20 protein-coding genes are annotated in these 19,521 nt (G+C 73.7%); 13 read left to right on the plus strand and 7 right to left on the minus strand.

Annotated features, from left to right (window positions below):
• Positions 1-4 precede the first annotated feature (4 nt).
• The gene (locus ACFY7H_RS12580) at positions 5-1,177 is read right to left on the minus strand and encodes an 8-amino-7-oxononanoate synthase (protein WP_388937135.1); all 1,173 of its coding nucleotides are present in this window, start codon (positions 1,175-1,177) and stop codon (positions 5-7) included.
• Between the two features lie 179 nt (positions 1,178-1,356).
• Between ACFY7H_RS12580 and bioB the strand changes: the two genes are divergently transcribed.
• From bioB to bioD, 3 genes are read left to right on the plus strand one after another with little or no spacing between them, the layout of a single operon-like run.
• Positions 1,357-2,595, plus strand: a complete 1,239-nt coding sequence (bioB, locus tag ACFY7H_RS12585) for a biotin synthase BioB (RefSeq protein WP_388937138.1) — start codon at positions 1,357-1,359, stop codon at positions 2,593-2,595.
• Positions 2,588-3,922: an adenosylmethionine--8-amino-7-oxononanoate transaminase gene (locus tag ACFY7H_RS12590; RefSeq protein WP_388937141.1), complete on the plus strand. Its 1,335-nt coding sequence runs from the start codon at positions 2,588-2,590 to the stop codon at positions 3,920-3,922. The genes bioB and ACFY7H_RS12590 overlap by 8 nt, the downstream gene beginning before the upstream one ends.
• 1 nt (position 3,923) lies before the next feature.
• The gene (gene bioD, locus ACFY7H_RS12595) at positions 3,924-4,640 is read left to right on the plus strand and encodes a dethiobiotin synthase (RefSeq protein ID WP_388937143.1); all 717 of its coding nucleotides are present in this window, start codon (positions 3,924-3,926) and stop codon (positions 4,638-4,640) included.
• A 21-nt stretch (positions 4,641-4,661) separates the two neighbouring features.
• On the opposite strand, the gene ACFY7H_RS12600 is transcribed toward bioD, so the two are convergent.
• On the minus strand, positions 4,662-5,258 hold the full coding sequence (locus ACFY7H_RS12600) for a hypothetical protein (protein ID WP_388937146.1): 597 nt from the start codon (positions 5,256-5,258) through the stop codon (positions 4,662-4,664).
• A gap of 172 nt (positions 5,259-5,430) precedes the next feature.
• Here ACFY7H_RS12600 and ACFY7H_RS12605 point away from each other — a divergent pair, with 172 nt between their 5' ends.
• Positions 5,431-6,090, plus strand: coding sequence for a class I SAM-dependent methyltransferase (locus tag ACFY7H_RS12605; RefSeq protein WP_388937149.1), 660 nt, complete (start codon positions 5,431-5,433; stop codon positions 6,088-6,090).
• Positions 6,091-6,155: 65 nt separating this feature from the next.
• On the opposite strand, the gene ACFY7H_RS12610 is transcribed toward ACFY7H_RS12605, so the two are convergent.
• Positions 6,156-6,581 (minus strand): GNAT family N-acetyltransferase, encoded by a 426-nt coding sequence (locus ACFY7H_RS12610; protein WP_388937151.1) that lies wholly within the window; start codon positions 6,579-6,581, stop codon positions 6,156-6,158.
• Between the two features lie 211 nt (positions 6,582-6,792).
• On the opposite strand from ACFY7H_RS12610, the gene ACFY7H_RS12615 reads away from it, so the two are divergent.
• The 5 genes from ACFY7H_RS12615 to mug all read left to right on the plus strand — a co-directional run bounded on the left by ACFY7H_RS12615 (position 6,793) and on the right by mug (position 12,018).
• Complete coding sequence (locus ACFY7H_RS12615) at positions 6,793-8,133, plus strand: hemolysin family protein (protein ID WP_388937153.1); 1,341 nt, start codon at positions 6,793-6,795, stop codon at positions 8,131-8,133.
• Complete coding sequence (locus ACFY7H_RS12620; protein ID WP_388937156.1) at positions 8,130-9,149, plus strand: hemolysin family protein; 1,020 nt, start codon at positions 8,130-8,132, stop codon at positions 9,147-9,149. Before ACFY7H_RS12615 ends, ACFY7H_RS12620 begins: the two co-directional genes overlap by 4 nt.
• A 36-nt stretch (positions 9,150-9,185) precedes the next feature.
• Positions 9,186-9,968, plus strand: a complete 783-nt coding sequence (locus ACFY7H_RS12625; protein ID WP_388937160.1) for an SGNH/GDSL hydrolase family protein — start codon at positions 9,186-9,188, stop codon at positions 9,966-9,968.
• Positions 9,969-10,039: 71 nt separating this feature from the next.
• Positions 10,040-11,473: an adenylosuccinate lyase gene (gene purB / locus ACFY7H_RS12630; protein ID WP_388937163.1), complete on the plus strand. Its 1,434-nt coding sequence runs from the start codon at positions 10,040-10,042 to the stop codon at positions 11,471-11,473.
• On the plus strand, positions 11,470-12,018 hold the full coding sequence (gene mug / locus ACFY7H_RS12635) for a G/U mismatch-specific DNA glycosylase (RefSeq protein WP_388937498.1): 549 nt from the start codon (positions 11,470-11,472) through the stop codon (positions 12,016-12,018). The genes purB and mug overlap by 4 nt, the downstream gene beginning before the upstream one ends.
• Positions 12,019-12,032: 14 nt before the next feature.
• On the opposite strand, the gene ACFY7H_RS12640 is transcribed toward mug, so the two are convergent.
• The 3 genes from ACFY7H_RS12640 to ACFY7H_RS12650 are packed head-to-tail and all read right to left on the minus strand — an operon-like array spanning position 12,033 to position 14,195.
• Positions 12,033-12,470 carry a hypothetical protein gene (locus tag ACFY7H_RS12640; RefSeq protein ID WP_388937165.1) on the minus strand — a complete coding sequence of 146 codons (438 nt, stop codon included), beginning with the start codon at positions 12,468-12,470 and terminating at the stop codon, positions 12,033-12,035.
• Positions 12,471-12,510: 40 nt separating this feature from the next.
• Complete coding sequence (locus ACFY7H_RS12645; RefSeq protein WP_388937168.1) at positions 12,511-13,260, minus strand: ABC transporter permease; 750 nt, start codon at positions 13,258-13,260, stop codon at positions 12,511-12,513.
• Between the two features lie 20 nt (positions 13,261-13,280).
• Positions 13,281-14,195 (minus strand): ATP-binding cassette domain-containing protein, encoded by a 915-nt coding sequence (locus ACFY7H_RS12650; RefSeq protein WP_388937171.1) that lies wholly within the window; start codon positions 14,193-14,195, stop codon positions 13,281-13,283.
• Positions 14,196-14,303: 108 nt separating this feature from the next.
• Here ACFY7H_RS12650 and ACFY7H_RS12655 point away from each other — a divergent pair, with 108 nt between their 5' ends.
• The 3 genes from ACFY7H_RS12655 (at position 14,304) to ACFY7H_RS12665 (ending at position 17,386) form a co-directional block, all read left to right on the plus strand.
• Positions 14,304-15,476, plus strand: coding sequence for a sensor histidine kinase (locus ACFY7H_RS12655; RefSeq protein WP_388937173.1), 1,173 nt, complete (start codon positions 14,304-14,306; stop codon positions 15,474-15,476).
• Between the two features lie 4 nt (positions 15,477-15,480).
• Positions 15,481-16,131, plus strand: a complete 651-nt coding sequence (locus ACFY7H_RS12660; protein ID WP_388937176.1) for a response regulator — start codon at positions 15,481-15,483, stop codon at positions 16,129-16,131.
• Between the two features lie 100 nt (positions 16,132-16,231).
• Positions 16,232-17,386 carry an ROK family transcriptional regulator gene (locus tag ACFY7H_RS12665; protein ID WP_388937178.1) on the plus strand — a complete coding sequence of 385 codons (1,155 nt, stop codon included), beginning with the start codon at positions 16,232-16,234 and terminating at the stop codon, positions 17,384-17,386.
• A gap of 113 nt (positions 17,387-17,499) precedes the next feature.
• On the opposite strand, the gene ACFY7H_RS12670 is transcribed toward ACFY7H_RS12665, so the two are convergent.
• Positions 17,500-18,252, minus strand: coding sequence for a GntR family transcriptional regulator (locus tag ACFY7H_RS12670; protein WP_388937180.1), 753 nt, complete (start codon positions 18,250-18,252; stop codon positions 17,500-17,502).
• A 333-nt stretch (positions 18,253-18,585) separates the two neighbouring features.
• Here ACFY7H_RS12670 and ACFY7H_RS12675 point away from each other — a divergent pair, with 333 nt between their 5' ends.
• Entirely contained in the window at positions 18,586-19,437 is an 852-nt protein-coding gene (locus tag ACFY7H_RS12675; RefSeq protein WP_388937182.1) for an alpha/beta fold hydrolase, read from the plus strand.
• The last annotated feature ends 84 nt before the right edge of the window (positions 19,438-19,521 follow it).

Genomic DNA, 19,521 nt, shown 5'->3' on the forward strand with positions numbered 1-19,521 from the left:
CGCCCTAGCGTTCCGTGGCTCCGGCCGGAGCGGTCGCGAGGACCGTGCCGACGGCCCGGCTGATCTCCTCCCCCGTGAGATCCGCCCGAGCCGTCAGCCGCAGCCGGGAGATGCCGTCCGGCACCGACGGCGGACGGAAGCACCCCACGGACAGACCTGCCTCGCGGCAGTCGGCGGCCCAGCGCAGTGCCGCCGAAGCCGACGGGGCCCGAACCGACACCACGGCCGCGTCCGGCCGGGCCGCGGTCAGGCCGGACGCGGTGAGCCGCTCGTACAGCTCGGCGGCCACCTCCCGGACCCGGGCCGCGCGCTCCGGCTCCCGGCGCAGCAGCCGCAGGCCCGCCAGCGCCGCGCCGGCGGCGGCCGGGGCCAGACCGGTGTCGAAGATGAAGGCGCGGGCCGTGTTGACCAGGTGCCGGATGACCTTGGCCGGCCCGAGCACCGCGCCGCCCTGGCTGCCGAGCGACTTCGAGAGGGTCATCGTGGCGACCACCCCAGGCGCTCCCGCGAGCCCGGCGGCGTGCAGCGCGCCGCGGCCGCCCTCGCCCAGCACGCCCAGTCCGTGCGCGTCGTCCACGACCAGGGCCGCGCCCTCCGCCCGGCAGGCCGCGTAGTAGGCGGCGAGCGGGGCGGCGTCCCCGTCGACGGAGAAGACCGAGTCGCTCACCAGCAGGGCGCGGCCCTCGTGGCCGGTCAGGGTCTTGCGGGCCGTCTCGGGGTCTCCGTGCGGGGTGACCGCCACCTCGGCCCGCGAGAGCCGGCAGCCGTCGACGATCGAGGCGTGGTTGCCGGCGTCGGAGACGACCAGTGTGCCCCGGCCGCTGAGCGCGGTCACCGCGGCCAGATTCGCCGCGTATCCGGACGAAAGCACCAGTGCGGATTCGAAGCCCGCGAACGCGGCGAGTTCCCGCTCCAGTTCGGCGTGCAGCTCGGTCGTGCCGGTGACCAGGCGCGAGCCGGTCGCACCTGCCCCCCAGCGCTCGGCCGCCTCGCAGGCCCCGCGTACGGTCTCGGGGTGCCGGGACAGGCCCAGGTAGTCGTTGCTCGCCAGGTCCAGCAGGGGCGAGGAGGCGGGCCTCGGCCGCAGGGTCCGTACCAGCCCCGCCTGCTCGCGGACGCGCTCCGCGCCGTCGATCCAGGCGAAGACGTCCTCGGGTTGCGGGGTGTGCTGGGTCATCGGCGGTCCTCGCGTCGCGTCTCGCGATGTGTCTCGCGTTTTGTCGGCAGTCGACAGATCGGCTCGACCCTATCCGCCGTGACCGGAGGGGCTGGTGTGGCGATCCACACACTCCCTTCCGGCCATGTTGTCCGATCTCTCCTTGGCCGGGAGTGGTCGCGTGGGACAGGATCGGGCGCATGGACCTGCTGAACACCCTGGTGGAAAAGGGACTGCGGCGCGAGCTGCCGACCCGCGAAGAGGCGCTGGCCGTTCTGGCGACCTCCGACGACGAACTGCTCGACGTGGTGGCCGCTGCCGGCAAGGTGCGCCGCCAGTGGTTCGGGCGCCGCGTCAAGCTGAACTACCTGGTCAACCTGAAGTCGGGGCTCTGCCCCGAGGACTGCTCGTACTGCTCCCAGCGCCTGGGGTCGAAGGCCGAGATCCTCAAGTACACCTGGCTGAAGCCCGACGAGGCCTCCCAGGCGGCCGCGGCGGGCGTCGCCGGCGGCGCCAAGCGGGTCTGTCTCGTGGCCAGCGGACGCGGTCCGACCGACCGCGACGTGGCCCGCGTCGGCGAGACGATCGCCGCCATCAAGGAGCAGAACGAGGGCGTCGAGGTCTGCGCCTGTCTGGGGCTGCTCTCCGACGGCCAGGCCGAGAAGCTCCGCGACGCGGGTGCGGATGCCTACAACCACAACCTCAACACCTCCGAGGCCACGTACGGGGGCATCACCAAGACCCACACCTACGCCGACCGGGTCGACACGGTGCGGAAGGCGCACGCGGCGGGCCTGTCCGCGTGCTCGGGTCTGATCGCGGGCATGGGCGAGAGCGACGAGGACCTGGTCGACGTGGTCTACGCGCTGCGCGAGCTGGACTCCGATTCGGTGCCGGTCAACTTCCTGATCCCCTTCGAGGGCACCCCGCTCGCCAAGGAGTGGAACCTCACCCCGCAGCGCTGCCTGCGGATCCTCGCGATGGTCCGCTTCGTCTGCCCCGACGTGGAGGTCCGCATCGCGGGCGGCCGCGAGGTGCACCTGCGCTCGATGCAGCCGCTCGCGCTGCACGTGGCGAACTCGATCTTCCTCGGCGACTACCTGACCAGTGAGGGGCAGGCGGGCCAGGCCGACCTCGACATGATCGCGGACGCCGGCTTCGAGGTGGAGGGTGCCGGTACGACCACCCTTCCCGCGCACCGCGCCGACGCGGCGGCGGCCGCCGCCCGGGCGGGCGGCGTGTGCGGATCGGCGGCGGGCTCCGGCGGCTGCGGACCGGCCGACACCGAGACCTCCGGCTGCGGTTCCGCCTGCGGCGGCTGCTCCGGACACGCCGGGGAGACGCCGGTTCCCGCCCAGGCGGAGGCGGGAGAGGTCCGTTCGGACCTGGTGGCGGTACGCCGCCGGGGCGCGGGGACGGACATCGCCCCCAATGCGTGACCGGTTCCCCCTGCACGACCCGCTCGACCCCGGCTCGGCCACGGCGGACCTGCTCGCCCTGGACCGGCAGCACGTCTGGCACCCGTACGGACCGATGCCCGGGCGGCAGGAGACCCTGGTGGTCTCCTCCGCCTCGGGGGTCCGGCTGCGGCTCGCCTCCCCCGCCCAGGGGCAGGAGGAGCTGGTCGACGGCATGTCCTCCTGGTGGTCGGCGGTCCACGGCTACAACCACCCGGTGCTGAACGAGGCCGCGACCGCCCAGCTGGGCCGGATGTCGCACGTGATGTTCGGCGGGCTCACCCACGAGCCCGCCGTCCGGCTGGCCGCCCGGCTGGTGGAGATCACCCCCGCCGGTCTGGAGCACGTCTTCCTCAGCGACTCGGGCTCGGTGTCCGTCGAGGTGGCCGTCAAGATGTGCCTCCAGTACTGGCGCTCGCTGGGCCGCACCGGCAAGACCCGGCTGCTGACCTGGCGCGGCGGCTACCACGGCGACACCTGGCAGCCGATGGCCGTGTGCGACCCCGACGGCGGCATGCACGAACTGTGGCAGGGCCACCTGCCCCGGCAGGTGTTCGCCGACGCCCCGCCCGGGGACTTCGACACCCCCGTGGACCCGGCGTACACCGCCCACCTGCGCTCCCTGATCGCCGCGCACGCCGACGAGCTGGCCGCGGTGATCGTGGAGCCGGTGGTCCAGGGCGCGGGCGGCATGCGCTTCCACCACCCGGAATACCTGCGGGTGCTGCGCGAGCTGTGCGACGAGTACGGGGTGCTGCTGATCCTGGACGAGATCGCGACGGGCTTCGGCCGCACCGGCGCGCTCTTCGCCGCCGACCACTCGGGCATCACCCCCGACGTGATGTGCCTCGGCAAGTCCCTGACCGGCGGCTACCTCACCCTGGCGGCCACGCTGTGCACCGGGCGGATCGCCGATGGGATCTCGCAGGGCGAGGTCCCGGTCCTGGCGCACGGGCCGACCTTCATGGGCAACCCGCTCGCCACGGCGGTGGCGCTCGCCTCCGTCGACCTGCTGCTCGGGCAGGACTGGGCGGGAGAGGTCAAGCGGATCGAGGCGGGCCTGGGCGAGGGCCTCGCGGCTGCCTCCGCACTGCCCGGGGTCCGGGACGTGCGGGTGCTCGGCGCGATCGGCGTGATCCAGCTCGACCACCCGGTCGACGTGTGGGCCGCCACCCGGGCCTCGGTCCGGGAGGGCGTCTGGCTGCGTCCGTTCCGCGACCTGATCTACACCATGCCCCCGTTCGTCACCGGCGACGCCGACGTGGCCCGGATCTGCCGCGCGGCCGTCGCAGCGGCGCAGGAAGGCTGAGATGTCCGTAGTCGTCGTGTCCGGTACCGGCACGGAGATCGGCAAGACGGTGGTCACCGCGGCGGTCGCGGCCGCCGCCCTGGCCGCCGGCCGCTCGGTGGCCGTGCTCAAGCCCGCCCAGACCGGGGTCGGCCCGGACGAGCCGGGGGACGCGGCCGAGGTCGTACGCCTCGCCGGCCCGGCCGTGACCGCGCTGGAACTGGCCCGCTACCCCGAACCCCTGGCCCCGGACACCGCCGCGCGGCGCTCCGGCCTGCCCACCCTGACCCCGGCCGAGATCGCGGAGGCGGCCGCACGGCTGGCCGCCGAGCACGACCTGGTGCTGGTGGAGGGCGCCGGCGGGCTGCTCGTCCGCTTCGACGAGGACGGCCACACCCTGGCGGACGCGGCGCGGCTGATGGCGGCGCCGGTGCTGGTCGTGGCCGCCGCGGGGCTCGGCACGCTGAACTCCACCGACCTCACGGCACAGGCGCTGGCGGCCCGGGCGATCAGCCCGCTCGGGGTGGTCGTCGGCAGCTGGCCCTCCGCACCCGACCTGGCCTCGCGGTGCAACCTCGCCGACCTCCCCAAGTCCGGGCTCCCGCTGCTGGGGGCCGTACCGGAGGGCGCCGGAGGGCTGGCGCCCGCCGCCTTCCGCGCGGCGGCGCCGGGCTGGCTGGCGGCGCCGCTGGACGGGACTTGGACGGCGGGGTCCTTCCTCGCCGAGTGGCCCGCCTGACGCGGCGCTGACGGCGGGGGGTCAGTGACCCCCCGCCGGTTCCCGGCAGCCGCCCTCCACGTACACCCCGTGGACCTCGACGCGGGCGGGGGCGCCTGACCGCCCCGATACGCAGGGACCGGTGCCGGGCACCATCAGCGCGAAGCCGGGGCCTTCGGCGGCGTTGCCCTCGTACACGTCACCGCCGGCGACGGGGTAGCCCAGGCCGCGCAGCAGCGCGGTCAGTTCGGCGGGGTTCGCCGCGGGCGCGGTGGCCAGCTCCGCCCTGATCCGGGCCGCGTGGGCCTCCCCACGGCAGCGGGCGGCGGGGGTCAGCCGCGTCTGCTGCCGGTACGCGTGGTTCTCGGCGTACTTGCGCGACTCCGGGTCCGGCGGGACGGCCTCGCCCGCGGGCGCCGTGGGGGTGGGCGAGGCCGTGGCGGTGGCGCAGCGCGCGGCCACTTCCGCGAGGAAGGCGGCCTGGGGGTCGGCCGCGGGCGCCTCGGCCCGGGGAGCGGGGGCGGCGGCGGGGGCGGAGTCGCAGCCGGCCAGCAGGAACACCGCGGCGGCGGTAAGCAGGGCGGCGGTCGTGCCCCTGGCGGGGAACGTGCCCCGGGCCGGGGACGTAGGGGATATCAAGGTTCCGCTCTCCTCAAGTTGTGCCGCTTCACGTACGGGTCCGGGGTGCCGATTATGGCCCGCACCGCACGGACGGCACCGGTTTCGGGGCGGTCCCCGGCGGGGAACAGCCCGGGAGGGCACGCCCAGCCGTGTCGTCCGCCCGCCGCCGATCCGCGCCCGGAGGCCCGCCATGCCCACCGCCGCCCCCGATCCGGTCCACCACCCGTTCTTCGCCCGGTTCTACGCCCGCGCCAGCACCGCCGCCGAGACCCGCGCCGGGATCGGCGCCCTGCGCCGCGAGCTCCTGGAGGGGGTGTCCGGTCGGGTCATCGAGATCGGCGCCGGCAACGGCCTGAACTTCGCGCACTACCCCTCCGCCGTCTCCGAGGTCGTCGCCATCGAACCGGAGCGCACCCTGCGCCGGCTCGCCGCGGCGGCAGCGCTGCGCGCCGAGGTCCCCGTGGACCTCGTACCGGGTGTCGCCGAGGCGCTCCCGGTCAAGAGCGAGGCCTTCGACGCCGCGGTCGCCTCCCTGGTGCTGTGCACCGTACGCAACCTGCCGCGCGCCCTCGCCGAACTGCACCGGGTGCTCCGCCCGGGCGCCGAGCTGCGGTTCCTGGAGCACGGGCTGGCCCCCGGGCCGGGCATGGCCGCCGTCCAGCGGGCGCTCGACCGGACGGTGTGGCCCCGCCTGTTCGGCGGCTGCCACACGGCCCGCGACCCGCTCGCCGCGGTGGAGGCCGCCGGCTTCCGGATCGTCTCGCACCGCTCCTTCCGCCTGCCCGAACGCGGCCCGGCCCTGCCCACCTCGTACTGCGTCATCGGCTCGGCCCGCCGGCTGGACGACTAGGCCGTCTAGCGTCCCGGGGCGGACGAAGGGCCGGCCCGCGAGACGGACGCCGGGCAGAACGCGGGTCAGACGGTGAGTGGCTTGACCCAGCGGGTCCAGATGTCCTCGGGCCCGTAGCCGGCCGCCCGCCAGGCCCCGTGCGCCTGCCCGTTCCCGTCGAGCACCATCGCGTCGGCGCGCCTGCCGCCCAGGGCCGCGAACCGCTCCTCGGCGGCGGCCAGCAGCGCGGAGCCGATCCCCTGCCGGCGGTGGCCGGGGTCCACGGCGAGCCGGTACAGGTGACAGCGCCAGCCGTCGAAGCCGGCTATCACGGTGCCGACGAGCTCGCCGCCGCGCCGGGCGAGCAGCAGCGCCTCGGGGTCCCGTTCGTACAGCCGCTGGACTCCGGCCAGGTCGTCGCTGATGCTCGCGCCCTTGGCGGCGCCCTTCCAGAAGTCCAGCACGCTGGGCAGGTCACCGGCCGCCGCGGGGGCGATGTGAAGATCGTTCATCCCGCGATCCCATCACCCGCGCCCACTCGCCCCGGAGGAAGAGCCATCACCTTTGCCTTTCCTTTACCATGTGACGAACGGTTTCCTCGATCGAAGACGAAAGGTGTGAGCCTCCGCCCATGGGCGAGCCTCCCAGTCCCCGACATCCCGGTGCGCGACATCGCGCGGCGCCTCCCCTCCTGACCGATCATGGGACGGAGGTGAACGAGCGATGACCGAGGTACTCCTGCTCGTCGTGGCCCTGCTGCTCTGCCTTGCCTGCGGAGCCTTCGTCGCGGCCGAGTTCTCGCTGACGACCATCGAGCGCGGCGAGCTGGAACGGGCCGTCGAGCGGGGCGAGCGCGGGGCCGACAGCGCCCTGGCCGCGGTCCGCAGCCTCACCTTCCAGCTCTCCGGCGCCCAGCTCGGCATCACCGTGACCGGCCTGGTCATCGGCATGATCTCCGAGCCCTCGATCGCCGCCCTGCTCAAGGGACCGTTCGAGGACATGGGCCTGTCGGCCGCCGCCGCGTCCTCCACCGCACTGGTCCTGGCCACCGGCCTGTCGACGGTCGTGCTGATGGTCGTCGGCGAACTGGTCCCCAAGAACTGGGCGATCTCCTCGCCGCTGGCGATCGCCAAGCGCGTGGCGACCATGCAGCGCGTCTTCTCGCGGGCGTTCAAGCCGCTGATCAGCCACTTGAACACCACCGCCAACCACATGGTCCGGCGGCTCGGCATGGAGCCCGCCGAGGAACTGGCCTCCGCCCGCAGTCCGCAGGAGCTGGTGGCCCTGGCCCGGCACTCCGCCAAGGCGGGCGCGCTGGAGAAGGACACCGCCGAGCTGTTCGTGCGGACGCTGAACCTCGCCGACCTGACCGCGGAGAACGTGATGACCCCGCGCGTCCAGGTCACGGCCCTCGACGTGCGCACCACAGCGGAGGACGTGGCCAACGCGACCATGGCCACCGGGCTGTCGCGCTTCCCCGTCTACCGCGGCAGCCTCGACACCGTGGTCGGCATCGTCCACATCAAGGACGTACTGGCCCTGCCCGCCGCGGAGCGGCACCGCCATCCGGTGTCGGAGCTGCTGCGCGAGCCGCTCCTCGTACCGGAGTCGCTGACCGTGGACAGGCTGCTGGACCGGCTGTCCGGCAAGCAGACGATGGCCGTGGTGATCGACGAGTACGGAGGCACGGCCGGAGTGGCCACGCTCGAGGACATCGTCGAGGAGGTCGTCGGCGAGGTGCGCGACGAGCACGACCCCCACGAGACCCCCGACCTGGCCCCGGCCGGTACGGACGGGACGGGACGCACCCTGTACTCGGCCGACGGCGCCGCGCGCACCGATCAGCTCCAGCGGATCGGGCTGCGGGTGCCGGAGGGGCCGTACGAGACCCTGGCCGGGCTGATAGCGACCGAACTGGGCCGGATCCCGGCCGTCGGCGACACCCTGGAGCTGGACGGCTGGCGCCTGGACGTGGTCGACGCCGGCGGTCGCCGGGCCGCGCGCGTGCTGCTGCACGCGCCGGCCGGTCCCGTCGGCGACGAGAGCCCGGAGGAGATCCGATGACCGCGGTCCAGCTGCTGATCGGCCTCGCGACGCTGGTCGTCAACGCCTTCTTCGTCGGCGCGGAGTTCGCGCTGATCTCGGTCCGGCGCAGCCAGATCGAACCGCACGCCGAGCAGGGCGACCGGCGGGCCCGCGCGGTGCTGTGGGGGCTGGAACACGTCTCGGCCCTGATGGCGGCGGCCCAGCTCGGCATCACCCTGTGCACCCTGGTGCTGGGCGTGGTGGCCGAGCCGGCCATCGAGCACCTGCTGAGCCCGCTGCTCGACGCCGTCGGCGTGCCGGCCGGGGTGGCGCACGCGATCTCCTTCGTGGTGGCGCTGGGGCTGGCCACGTACCTGCACATGCTGTTCGGCGAGATGGTGCCGAAGAACGTGGCCCTGGCCGAGCCGGTGCGCACCGCGCTGGCGCTGGGGCCGCCGCTGGTGGCCCTGACCCGGGCTTTGAAGCCGGTGATCTTCGCGGTGAACGCCTTCGCCAACGCCCTGCTGCGGCTGCTGCGCGTGGAGGTGAAGGACGAGGTGACGGCGACGTTCTCGGACGACGAGCTGGCCCGGATGGTCAAGGACTCCAGTGACGCGGGGCTCATCGACGACCGGGCGAGCGAACGGCTGCACGACGCCCTCGAACTGGGCCGCCGCCCCGTCGCCGATGTGGTGCTGCCCGCGCACCGCGTCGTCACGGCCCGGCAGGGCATCTCCGCGGCCGCTCTGGAAGCCCTGTCCGCCGAGTCGGGGTACTCCCGCTTCCCGGTGGTCGACGCCCGCCAGCGGATCCTGGGATACCTGCACGTCAAGGACGCGCTGGACGTGGTGGAACGGGACGATCCGTTCCCGCTGTCCGCGCTGCGCCCCATCGCGCAGGTGCGGGCGGAGACCCCCCTGGACGACGTACTGACCGCCATGCGGCGCAGCCGTACGCACCTGGCGGCGGTCCTCGGGGCGGACGGTGCCCTGGCGGGGCTGGTGACGATGGAGGACGTGCTGCGGGAGCTCTTCGGGCGGCCCGCCTCCGCCTAGCCGGGAATCCCTACCGCGCGGTAGCATCGCTCCGCCATGGAGATGAATGCGTCATACACCAGTTTCGTCGCGGTCGGCGACTCCTTCACCGAGGGGATGTCCGACCTGCTTCCGGACGGCTCCTACCGGGGCTGGGCCGACCTGCTGGCCGCCCGGCTCGCCGCCCGCGAGCCGGGCTTCCGTTACGCGAACCTGGCGGTGCGCGGAAAGCTGATCGGCCAGATCGCCGAGGAGCAGGCGCCGGCCGCGGCCGCGATGGGCGCGGACGTGGTGGCCCTGGTGGGCGGACTCAACGACACGCTGCGCCCCAAGGTGGACATGGGGCGGGTGCGGGCCCATCTGGAGAGCGCCGTGGAACTCCTGGCGCCGTCCTGCGGGCAGCTGGTGCTGATGCGCTCGCCAGGCCGCAACGGCCCGGTGATGGAACGCTTCCGGCCGCGCATGGAGGAGCTCTTCGGGATCCTCGAAGAGCTCGCCGCACGGCACGGGGCCCTGCTGGTGGACCTGTACGGGGCCCCCGTGCTCGGGGACCCGCGCCTGTGGGACGTCGACCGGCTGCACCTGACGCCGGAGGGCCACCGCAGGGTGGCGGAGGCCGTCTGGCAGACCCTAGGGCTGCCCGCCGAGGAGGACTGGCGGGCGCCCCTGTCCCCAGCGGCTCCCCCGGGCTGGCCCGTGCGCCGGGCCGAGGACCTGCGTTTCGCCCGGCGGCACCTGTTCCCCTGGATCGGCCGCCGGCTGACGGGCCGTTCCTCCGGGGACGGCCGCCCCGCCAAGCGCCCGGACCTGCTGCCGTACGGGGCCCTGCCTCCCTCGTAGCAAGCCACAATCGCCGGGCCGGTCCCTACCTGCGCAAACGCACAGCCACGGCCCAAGTAGAATCCCTACACGTGACTGCCAAGCCCCGCATCCCCAATGTCCTGGCCGGCCGCTACGCCTCCGCGGAGCTCGCCGTCCTGTGGTCCCCCGAGTACAAGGTCACGCTGGAGCGGCGGCTGTGGCTCGCCGTGCTGCGCGCCCAGAAGGACCTCGGCATCGAGGTCCCCGACGCCGCCCTCGCCGACTACGAGCGTGTCCTGGAGACGGTCGACCTCGCCTCCATCGCCGAGCGCGAGAAGGTCACCCGGCACGACGTGAAGGCCCGGATCGAGGAGTTCAACGCCCTCGCCGGCCACGAGCACGTGCACAAGGGCATGACCTCCCGCGACCTCACCGAGAACGTCGAGCAGCTCCAGATCCGGCTCTCGCTCGAGCTGGTCCGCGACCGCACCGTCGCCGTCCTGGCCCGCCTCGGCAAGCTCGCCGGCGAGCACGCCGAGCTGGTCATGGCCGGCCGCTCCCACAACGTGGCCGCGCAGGCGACCACCCTGGGCAAGCGCTTCGCGACCGCCGCCGACGAGCTGCTGGTCGCCTACGACCGCCTGGAGGACCTCCTCCGGCGCTACCCGCTGCGCGGGATCAAGGGCCCGGTCGGCACCGCCCAGGACATGCTCGACCTGCTGGGCGGCGACGCCTCCAAGCTGGCCGACCTGGAGCAGCGCATCGCCTCCCACCTCGGCTTCGCCCAGGCCTTCACCTCGGTCGGCCAGGTCTACCCGCGCTCCCTCGACTACGACGTGGTGTCCGCCCTGGTCCAGCTGGCCGCCGCCCCCTCGTCGATCGCGAAGACGATCCGCCTGATGGCCGGCCACGAGCTGGTCACCGAGGGCTTCAAGCCCGGCCAGGTCGGCTCCTCCGCGATGCCGCACAAGATGAACACCCGCTCCTGCGAGCGCGTGAACGGCCTGATGGTCATCCTGCGCGGCTACGCCTCGATGACGGCCGAGCTGGCCGGTGACCAGTGGAACGAGGGCGACGTCTCCTGCTCCGTCGTCCGCCGGGTCGCCCTGCCCGACGCGTTCTTCGCCTTCGACGGCCTGCTGGAGACCTTCCTGACGGTCCTCGACGAGTTCGGCGCCTTCCCGGCCGTCGTGGCCCGCGAGCTGGACCGCTACCTGCCGTTCCTCGCCACCACCAAGGTGCTGATGGGCGCGGTGCGGGCCGGTGTTGGCCGGGAGGCCGCGCACGAGGTCATCAAGGAGCACGCCGTCGCCTCTGCCCTGGCCATGCGCGAGCAGGGCGCCGAGCGCAACGAGCTGCTGGACAAGCTGGCGACCGACGAGCGGATGCCGCTGGACCGTGCGCAGCTCGACGCCCTCATGGCGGACAAGCTCTCCTTCACGGGCGCCGCGGGTGACCAGGTCGCCGCCGTGGTCTCCCGTATCGAGGCCATCGCCAAGGAGCACCCGGAGGCTGCCGGTTACGCTCCGGGGTCGATCCTCTGACCCCCGACGAGCTCGAAGCCGCCCGCGGCCGCGTCCTCCCGGACGTGGTCGCGGGCGGTCTGCGCGTACTCTTCTGCGGAATCAATCCGGGTCTCCTCTCCGCCGCGACGGGCCACCACTTCGCCCGCCCCGGCAATCGTTTCTGGCCGGTCCTGCACCTGTCGGGCTTCACCCCCCGAAGGCTGGCCCCCGAGGAGCAGGAGGAGCTGCTGTCCTACCGCCTGGGCATCACCAACGTCGTCGCCAGGGCCACCGCCCGCGCCGACGAGCTGACCGCGGAGGAGTTCCGCGAGGGCGGCAGGATCCTCACCGCGAAGGTGGAGCGGCTGCGCCCCCAGTGGCTGGCCGTGGTCGGCGTCACCGCCTACCGCACGGCGTTCGGTGAAAGGAAGGCCCGGATAGGCCCCCAGGACCGCACCATCGGCGCCACCCGCATCTGGGCCCTGCCCAACCCCAGCGGCCTGAACGCCCACTGGACCGCGGAGTCCATGGCCGAGGAGTACGCCCGCCTGCGCGTCGCCGCCCAGGGGCCGGACGGCTCCTGATCCGCCCCCTCCGGCTACGGCGGGTCCACCACGGTGACCCCGGCCATCAGCAGGAACGGGAACTCTTTGTCCCACTGGGCCACGCACACCACCAGCCACCGGTCCTCGACCCGCCACAGGTGCACGTGGTCGGTGATGTTGCACAGCTCCAGCCACGGGTCCGGTATCTCCTCTCCGTCGAACACCCGGTCGAGCGTCGACGCCAGGGCGAAGACCTGTGGCTGCCCCCACCGGTCGCTCAGGGCCTCGGCGAGCGCCCCGTACTCGGCGCTGATCTGTTCCTCGGCCTCCTCCCAGCCGGAGCCGTCGTCGTCCCAGAAATCCCGCGTGCGGCTGAGCTGGACCAGGTGGTAACCGGGGCCGGTGCTCCGTTCGCCTCGCACGGCCTGCTCGGACGGGAATTCCCGCGTCCGGAGCCGGTCGATCGTGTCGAGATGGTCTGCCGTGGTCATGCCGTCAGTATCCGGCGGACCACTGACAACTGGCCCGGCGTCACGCGTCGCGACGCCGTACGGCCACCCAGCCCGCCGCCAGGGCCGCGAGCGCCCACAACGCGGCCACCGCGAGCCCGCTCCAGGGCCCGAGCGCGCCCTCGGCGTGTGTCCGCATCACCGCCTGGCCGGCCCGGTCCGGCATGAACTGCATGGCCCCGCCCACGACCTGACCCACCACGAAGGGCACGATGAGCAGGAAGGGTATGAGCAGGCTCATCACGAGGGTGCCGCTGCGTACCAGGGCGGTGAGACCGGCCGCCAGCAGGGCGATCAGGGTGAGGTAGACCCCGCTGCCGAAGACGGCGCGCACCGTCCCGGCGTCGCCCAGGGACAGGGCGTACTCCCCCATGAAGGCCTGCCCGGCCACGAAGGTCACGAGGCCGGTGACCTGCCCGACCAGGAAGGCGAGTCCGGCCACGGCGGCGGCCTTGGACAGGTACAGCCTGGTCCTGTTGGGCACCGCGGTGAGCGAGACCCGCAGGGCGCCGTTGCGGAACTCCCCGGCGAAGGCGGTCGCACCGAAGGCTATGGCCGCTATCTGACCGAAGTTGATTCCGAAGAAGGCCCCGAGCAGCCGGTCCTCCCCCAGGGCTCCGGGCTCGGACTTCCCGATCGCGGCGGCGGTGAGCACCGTGATGCCGGCGGTGGCCGCGAAGACGGCCGTCAGCGATCCGAGGACCGCGCGGGCGGAACGTATCTTGATCCATTCCGAGTGCAGGACGGGGACGGTGGGCAGGGCGGCGGTCATGGCAGTGGCTCCCATCGGTTTCAGGCGGCGTTGGCGGAGAAGGGGGTGCGGCTCGCGGTCAGTTCGAGGTAGGCCTGCTCCAGCGAGGCCCGTTCGTCGGCGAGTTCCAGTACGGCGATGCCCTCCCGGGCGGCGAGGGCCCCGACCAGCTCGGCCCGCATGCCGTCGACGGTCCAGCGCCCTTCCTCGGCGGCGGTCATGAGCAGGCCCTCGCGGGCCAGGGCAGCTGCCAGCCGGTCCGGTTCCGGGGTCCGCAGCCGCACCCTCGGCGTGCTGCGGGCGTCGATGAACTCCTCCAGCGAGCTGTCGGTGAGCAGCCTGCCCTGCCCGAGCACGACGAGGTGGTCGACGAACGCGGCGGACTCGGCCATCAGGTGACTGGAGACGAAGACCGTGCGCCCCTCGGCGGCGAGGCCGCGCATCAGCTCACGGATCCAGATGATTCCCTCGGGGTCGAGGCCGTTGGTCGGCTCGTCCAGCAGCAGGACGCCGGGGTCTCCCAGCAGGGCGGCGGCTATGCCCAGGCGCTGGCGCATGCCGAGTGAGAAGGTGCCGATCCGGCGCCGGGCGACCGCCGCGATGCCGGCTTGCTCGAGGACCACGTCCACCCGGGCGGCGGGGATGCCGTTGCTGACGGCGAGGGCGAGGAGGTGGTCCCGGGCCCGCCGTCCCGCGTGGGCCGCCTGTGGATCGAGCAGGGCGCCGACCTCCCGCAGCGGGCTCCGCAGATCGGTGAACCGGCTCCCGGCGATCGTGGCGGTGCCGGCGGTCGCCCGGTCCAGGCCCAGGATCAGGCGCATGGTGGTGGACTTGCCGGCCCCGTTGGGCCCCAGGAATCCCGTGACCCTGCCCGGCAGGACGTCGAAGGTGAGGTGGTCCACGACCCGGTGGGTGCCGTGGTCCTTGGTCAGTTCGCGGATCTCGATGCGCTTCATGGCTCAAGATTCGCCGTCCGGCCCCGGCCGCTCCCTCCCCCATGCGAGGGTGCCGTCTCCCCCACGTGGGGGAGACGGCACCGGTTCTCCGCCTGCCACGATGAGGGCATGATCCGACTTCTCCGTGCCCCGTTCCGGCCGGTGACGTACTCGCGCTGGCTGCACTTGTGCGTCCCGCTGCTGCTGCTTGCCCTCTGGATGTTCATCAACCCGCGCAGTCCGTGGATGCCCCTGCTGATCGTCATACCGTTCGCGTTCGTGCCCTGGGTACGGCTGGCCGAAGGGCTCCAGGCGCAGTTCCTGCTCACTCCCCAGGACCGGGCCGGTGAAGAGAGCCTGATCAGCGCCGCCCCGTCGGCGCGCTGGGCGGACCGGTGGCGCACCCTGCTGTGGCTGGAGATACGGCTGGTGGTGTCGGGGGCCGCCATGTTCGCCAGTGTCTGCCTCCCGGTCGTGTCCGTGGAGCTGGCCGCGGCCGCGCTCGGGCACCCCCCGGCCGACCCCATGCTGCCGTTCGTCCCGGCGCGCTGGGCCGCGGCCGTGCTCGCCCCGGTGCCACTGGTCCTGCTGATCACCGTCGTGGCCCTGCTGGGCGAGCTGATCACCGCGATCGCCCGGCTCCTGCTGGGGCCGTCCGCCTCCGAGCGGCTGACCGCACTGGAGGCGCGTACTGAACGGCTGCTGGAGCGGACCAGGATCGCGCGCGAACTGCACGACTCCATCGGTCACGCCCTGACGGTGGCGGTGGTCCAGGCGGGTGCGGCACGGGCGGCCGGGAACCCGGAGTTCACCGACCGCGCCCTGAGCGCGATCGAGGAGACCGGCCGGGCCGCTCTGGAGGATCTGGAGCGGGTCCTGCTGGTGCTGCGGGAGTCCGCGCAGCCGCCGTCGCAGCGGCCGACCCTCGTGGAGGCGGACCGGCTGCTGGAGTCGGCGCGCGCCTCGGGGGCGGCGGTCGACGCCCAACTGTCGGGCCCGCTGGAGAAGTTGCCCGGCCCGGTCACCCGTGAGGGGTACCGGATCCTGCAGGAGGCGCTCACCAATGTGCTGCGCCACTGCGGTCCCGTTCCCATCCGGGTGCGGGTCGGCATGACCGCGGGCCTGCTGGACCTGGAGGTGACGAACCCGCTGTCGGGGCGCCCGGCCGTCATAACGGGTGGGGGCAGCGGGCTGCGGGGAATGCGCGAGCGGGCCGCGCTGCTCGGCGGCACAGCGGAAACCGGTCCCCACGAGGGTGGTTGGCGGGTGCGCGCGCGGCTCCCGCTGGAGCTAATACCCTGACCGGATGCCGGTTACCGTACTGCTCGTCGACGACGAGCCCTTCGTGCGCGCGGGTCTGCGTGCCATTCTGGAGGCCCAGCCCGACATCGCGGTGGTGGGTGAGGCCGCGGACGGCGCGTCCGTCATCCCCCTCGTACGCCGGCTGCGGCCGGACGTGGTGGCGATGGACGTGCGGATGCCGCTGCTCGACGGGATCGAGGCGACCAAGGCGGTCCTGCGGTCGGTGGACTCGCCGCCGAAGATCCTCGTGGTCACGACCTTCGAGAACGACGAGTACGTCTATCAGGCGCTGCGCGCCGGAGCCGACGGCTTCCTGCTCAAGCGGGCCCGCCCCTCGGAGATCGTCCACGCGGTACGGCTCGTCGCCGAGGGCGAGACCCTGCTCTTCCCCGCGGCGGTGCGGGCCCTCGCGGCCGAGTACGGCAACCAGGAGGCCCGCACGGTCCTCAAGCGGGCCGCGCTGACGGAGCGCGAGGAGTCCGTGCTGCGGCTCATGGCGCGGGGGCTGACCAATGTGGAGATCGCCCGTGAGCTGATCGTCGGCACGGAGACCGTCAAGTCCCATGTCAGCGCGATCCTGGGCAAGCTGGGGGCGCGCGACCGGACGCAGGCGGTGATCACGGCGTACGAGTCCGGATTCGTCTCGCCGGCCTGAGGGAAGGCGCTGGTTCCGGCTGAGGGGGGCCGCTTCTCGCCGCCGCGGCGGGGGCGCAGTACGATCCGCCTGACAGGGTCGCTAGCTGGGAGGACACACGTTGGGGCAGCTGACCGGCGGGGATCCCTCTCTGCTCCGGCGCATCAATTCGGCCGTGGTGCTTCGCGCGCTGCGGTCGGCCGGATCGCCCACCCTCACCGACCTCACGCGGGTGACCGGGCTGTCCCGGCCGACCGTCGAGGGGGTCGTGGAGGGGCTGATCGGCACCGGCCTGGTGGTCGAAGCGGTCGCCGAGGAAGGCGCGCGCCGGCAGGGCCGGCCGGCGAGGCGATTCCGCTTCCGCGCCGAGGCGGGGCACCTGCTGGGCATCGAGATCGGCTCGCACCGGATCGCGGTACTGCTGTCGGGGCTCGACGGCCGGGTCATCGGGGCGGGCACCAAGGAAGTCTCCGAGACGGCTTCGGCCGACGAGCGTCTGGAGCGCGTCAGGGCGGCGGTCGCCGATCTGCTGCGCCGGGCCGGGATTCCCCGTGACTCCCTGCGGGCGGTCGGGGTCGGCAGCCCCGGCATCGTCGAGGCCGACGGAACGGTCCGCCTGGGCACGGCCCTGCCGGGCTGGACGGGACTGCCGCTCGGCGAGCGGCTGCGGCGTTCGTTCCGCTGCCCGGTCCAGGTGGAGAACGACGCCAACGCGGCGGCCGTCGCCGAGCACTGGAAGGGCGCGGCGCGCGACACCGGTGACATGGTGTTCGTGATGGCCGGGCTCAGCCCGGGCGCCGGCTCGCTGATCGGCGGCAGGCTGCACCGGGGCTTCGGCGGCGCGGCGGGCGAGATCGGCGCCCTGCACCTGCTGGGCCGTGAAGCCACCCCGGAGCGGCTGCTGTCGACGACGGGTGAACCCCTCCATCCGCTGGACGAGCCGGCGGTCGCGGAGGTGTTCGCGATGGCCAAGCGGGGCGACGTGCGCGCGGTGGCCGCGGTGGACCGGTTCCTCCAGCGGCTCGTCCACGACGTGGCGGCGCTGGTGCTGGCGATGGACCCGGAGCTCGTGGTCGTGGGCGGCTGGGCGGCCGGTCTGGACGGGGTCCTGGACCCTTTGCGCCGGGAACTGGAGCGCTACTGCCTGCGCCCGCCACGGGTGGCCCTGTCCCTGCTCGGCGAAGCGGCCGTGGCCACGGGGGCCCTGCGCCTCGCCCTGGACCACGTCGAGGAAGAGCTGTTCGCGGTGGAGAAGACGGTCACCACCCGCCGGTGACTCCCGGTCCCGGGGGCCCGCCTCGTGGCGGCGCCCGGACACGGAGAACCCCCGGGCCGTGGGCTCCCGGGGTTCTTCCGCGCGGTGCGTCGGTGGTTGCGCGTGCGGCGCTGTCAGGAGGCGGCGCGGGTCTCCGTGATCTCCACGCCGGAGTCGCCGAAGGTGAGGCGGCAGGTGTCGGCCCGGTAGGTGGCCACAGAGACGGCGGCGGTGCCCGCGGCGGTGAAGTAGCGGGTGGTCACGAGGAGCACGGGCGCACCGGGCAGCCGGTCCAGCTCCTTGGCGTCGTCGGCCCGGGCCGAGCCCAGCTCGACCGAGCGGTCCTGCCCCTCCAGGGAGAGGCGCTGGAGCTCCCTCATGACGGCCCGCGCCCGGGCGGGACCGGTCGGCGCGTCGATGGCGGAGAGCCCGGGCACGGAGGCCGCGGGCACGTACAGCAGCTCGGCGGCGACGGCCTGGCCCTGCGTGACGCGGGTCCGGCGCACGGTGTGCACGGCCTCGCCGGCCGCGGTTCCGAGCAGCTTCAGGACGGCGGCGGCGGGGACGGCCTCGACCGCGTCCACGGCCTCCCAGCCCTCGGTGCCCTCGCCGGGCCAGCCGTGCCGCGCGCCGCCGACGGCGACGCCCACGCGCGGCGGGGCGACGGTGGTACCGACCCCACGGCGGCGCTGGAGGCGGCCTTCGAGTTCGAGCTGCTCCAGGGCCTGTCGCAGGGTGGCGCGGGCCACTCCGAAGCGCGCGGCGAGCTCACGCTCGTTCGGCAGGACCTCGCCGACCGCGAAGTCCTGGTCCAGCGCGTCGCTGAGCACGGTCTTCAGGTGCCAGTACTTCGGCTCCGGCACCGTTTCGAGCTGCGTCGTCCCCACCCTGACTCCTCCTGCAATCCGCCGCTGTCACCGTGCTCGGCATCGCCGTGCTCCAGCGGCGTTTCCGCGCCGCAGTTCCGCGCCCTTGTTTATTAAAGGTTCCTGCACTATCCGCGACGATAGGACGGCGCACCCCCTTGGTCAAGACCAATCCTGGCCGCTTTGCCGGGCAGACCGGGCATATGTAGCAAGCCGTTCACAGGATGTTCGCGCCCCGCACCCACCTCGTCGCGGGGATTCCGTATGGACTTGTGCCCGGGGCTACCGGGCGGTAGTGATGAACTCGTCATTACTGACGGCCTGTCTCATACGCGTCCCCCGACGAGGAGCAGCATGACCGCCACGGTCTCCTTCACGATCGATTCGCCGCTGGGCCCCCGCACCGCCACCGTCGCCCACGAGCGCAAGGGCGCCGGCGAACCGCTCCTCCTCCTGCACGGCATCGGCCACCACCTCCGGGCCTGGCAGCCGGTGACCGACATCCTGGCCGCCGATCACGAGGTCATCGCGGTCGACCTGCCCGGCTTCGGCGACTCCGAGCCGCTGCCCCCGGGCGTCCCATACGACCTCGCCACCATCACCGCGGCCCTCGGGGCGCTCTGCGCGGCGCTCGGCGTCGAGCGCCCGCACGTCGCGGGCAACTCCCTCGGCGGACTGCTCGCCCTGGAGATGGGGCGCACGGGTCTGGCCCGCTCGGTCACCGCCCTGTCTCCCGCCGGGTTCTGGACGGAGTCCGAGCGGCGCTACGCCTTCGGCGCGCTGCGCGCCATGCGCGCCGGGGCCAGGGCGCTGCCCCTGCCGGTCCTGGAGCGGCTCTCGCGCAGCGGCCCCGGCCGCGCCGCGCTGACCGGCACCATCTACGCCCGCCCGGCGCGGCGCGCCCCGGAGGCGGTGGTCGCCGAGACCCTCGCCCTGCGGCGGGCGACCGGCTTCGAGCGGACCCTCGCCGCGGGCGGCTCCGTACGGTTCACGGACGACGTTCCCGGACTGCCCGTCACGATCGCCTGGGGCACCCTCGACCGGCTGCTGCTCCGCCGCCAGGGCGTCCGCGCCAAGCACACCGTCCCCGGGGCCCGGCTGGTCCGGCTCCCCGGCTGCGGCCACGTGCCGATGAACGACGATCCGGCGCTGGTGGCGCGCGTCATCCTGGACACCGCGCGGGCAGCGGCCGGGCACCGGTCATGACCGGCTGACGGTTGTTCATCCACGGTTCGCGTGGGGGACGCGGTCGGTCCCGTGTGCGAAGGCACACTGGTCCGGCCCGCCCCC

It is taken from the genome of Streptomyces sp. NPDC012794 (assembly GCF_042901085.1).
In the GTDB taxonomy this organism is placed as follows: domain Bacteria; phylum Actinomycetota; class Actinomycetes; order Streptomycetales; family Streptomycetaceae; genus Streptomyces.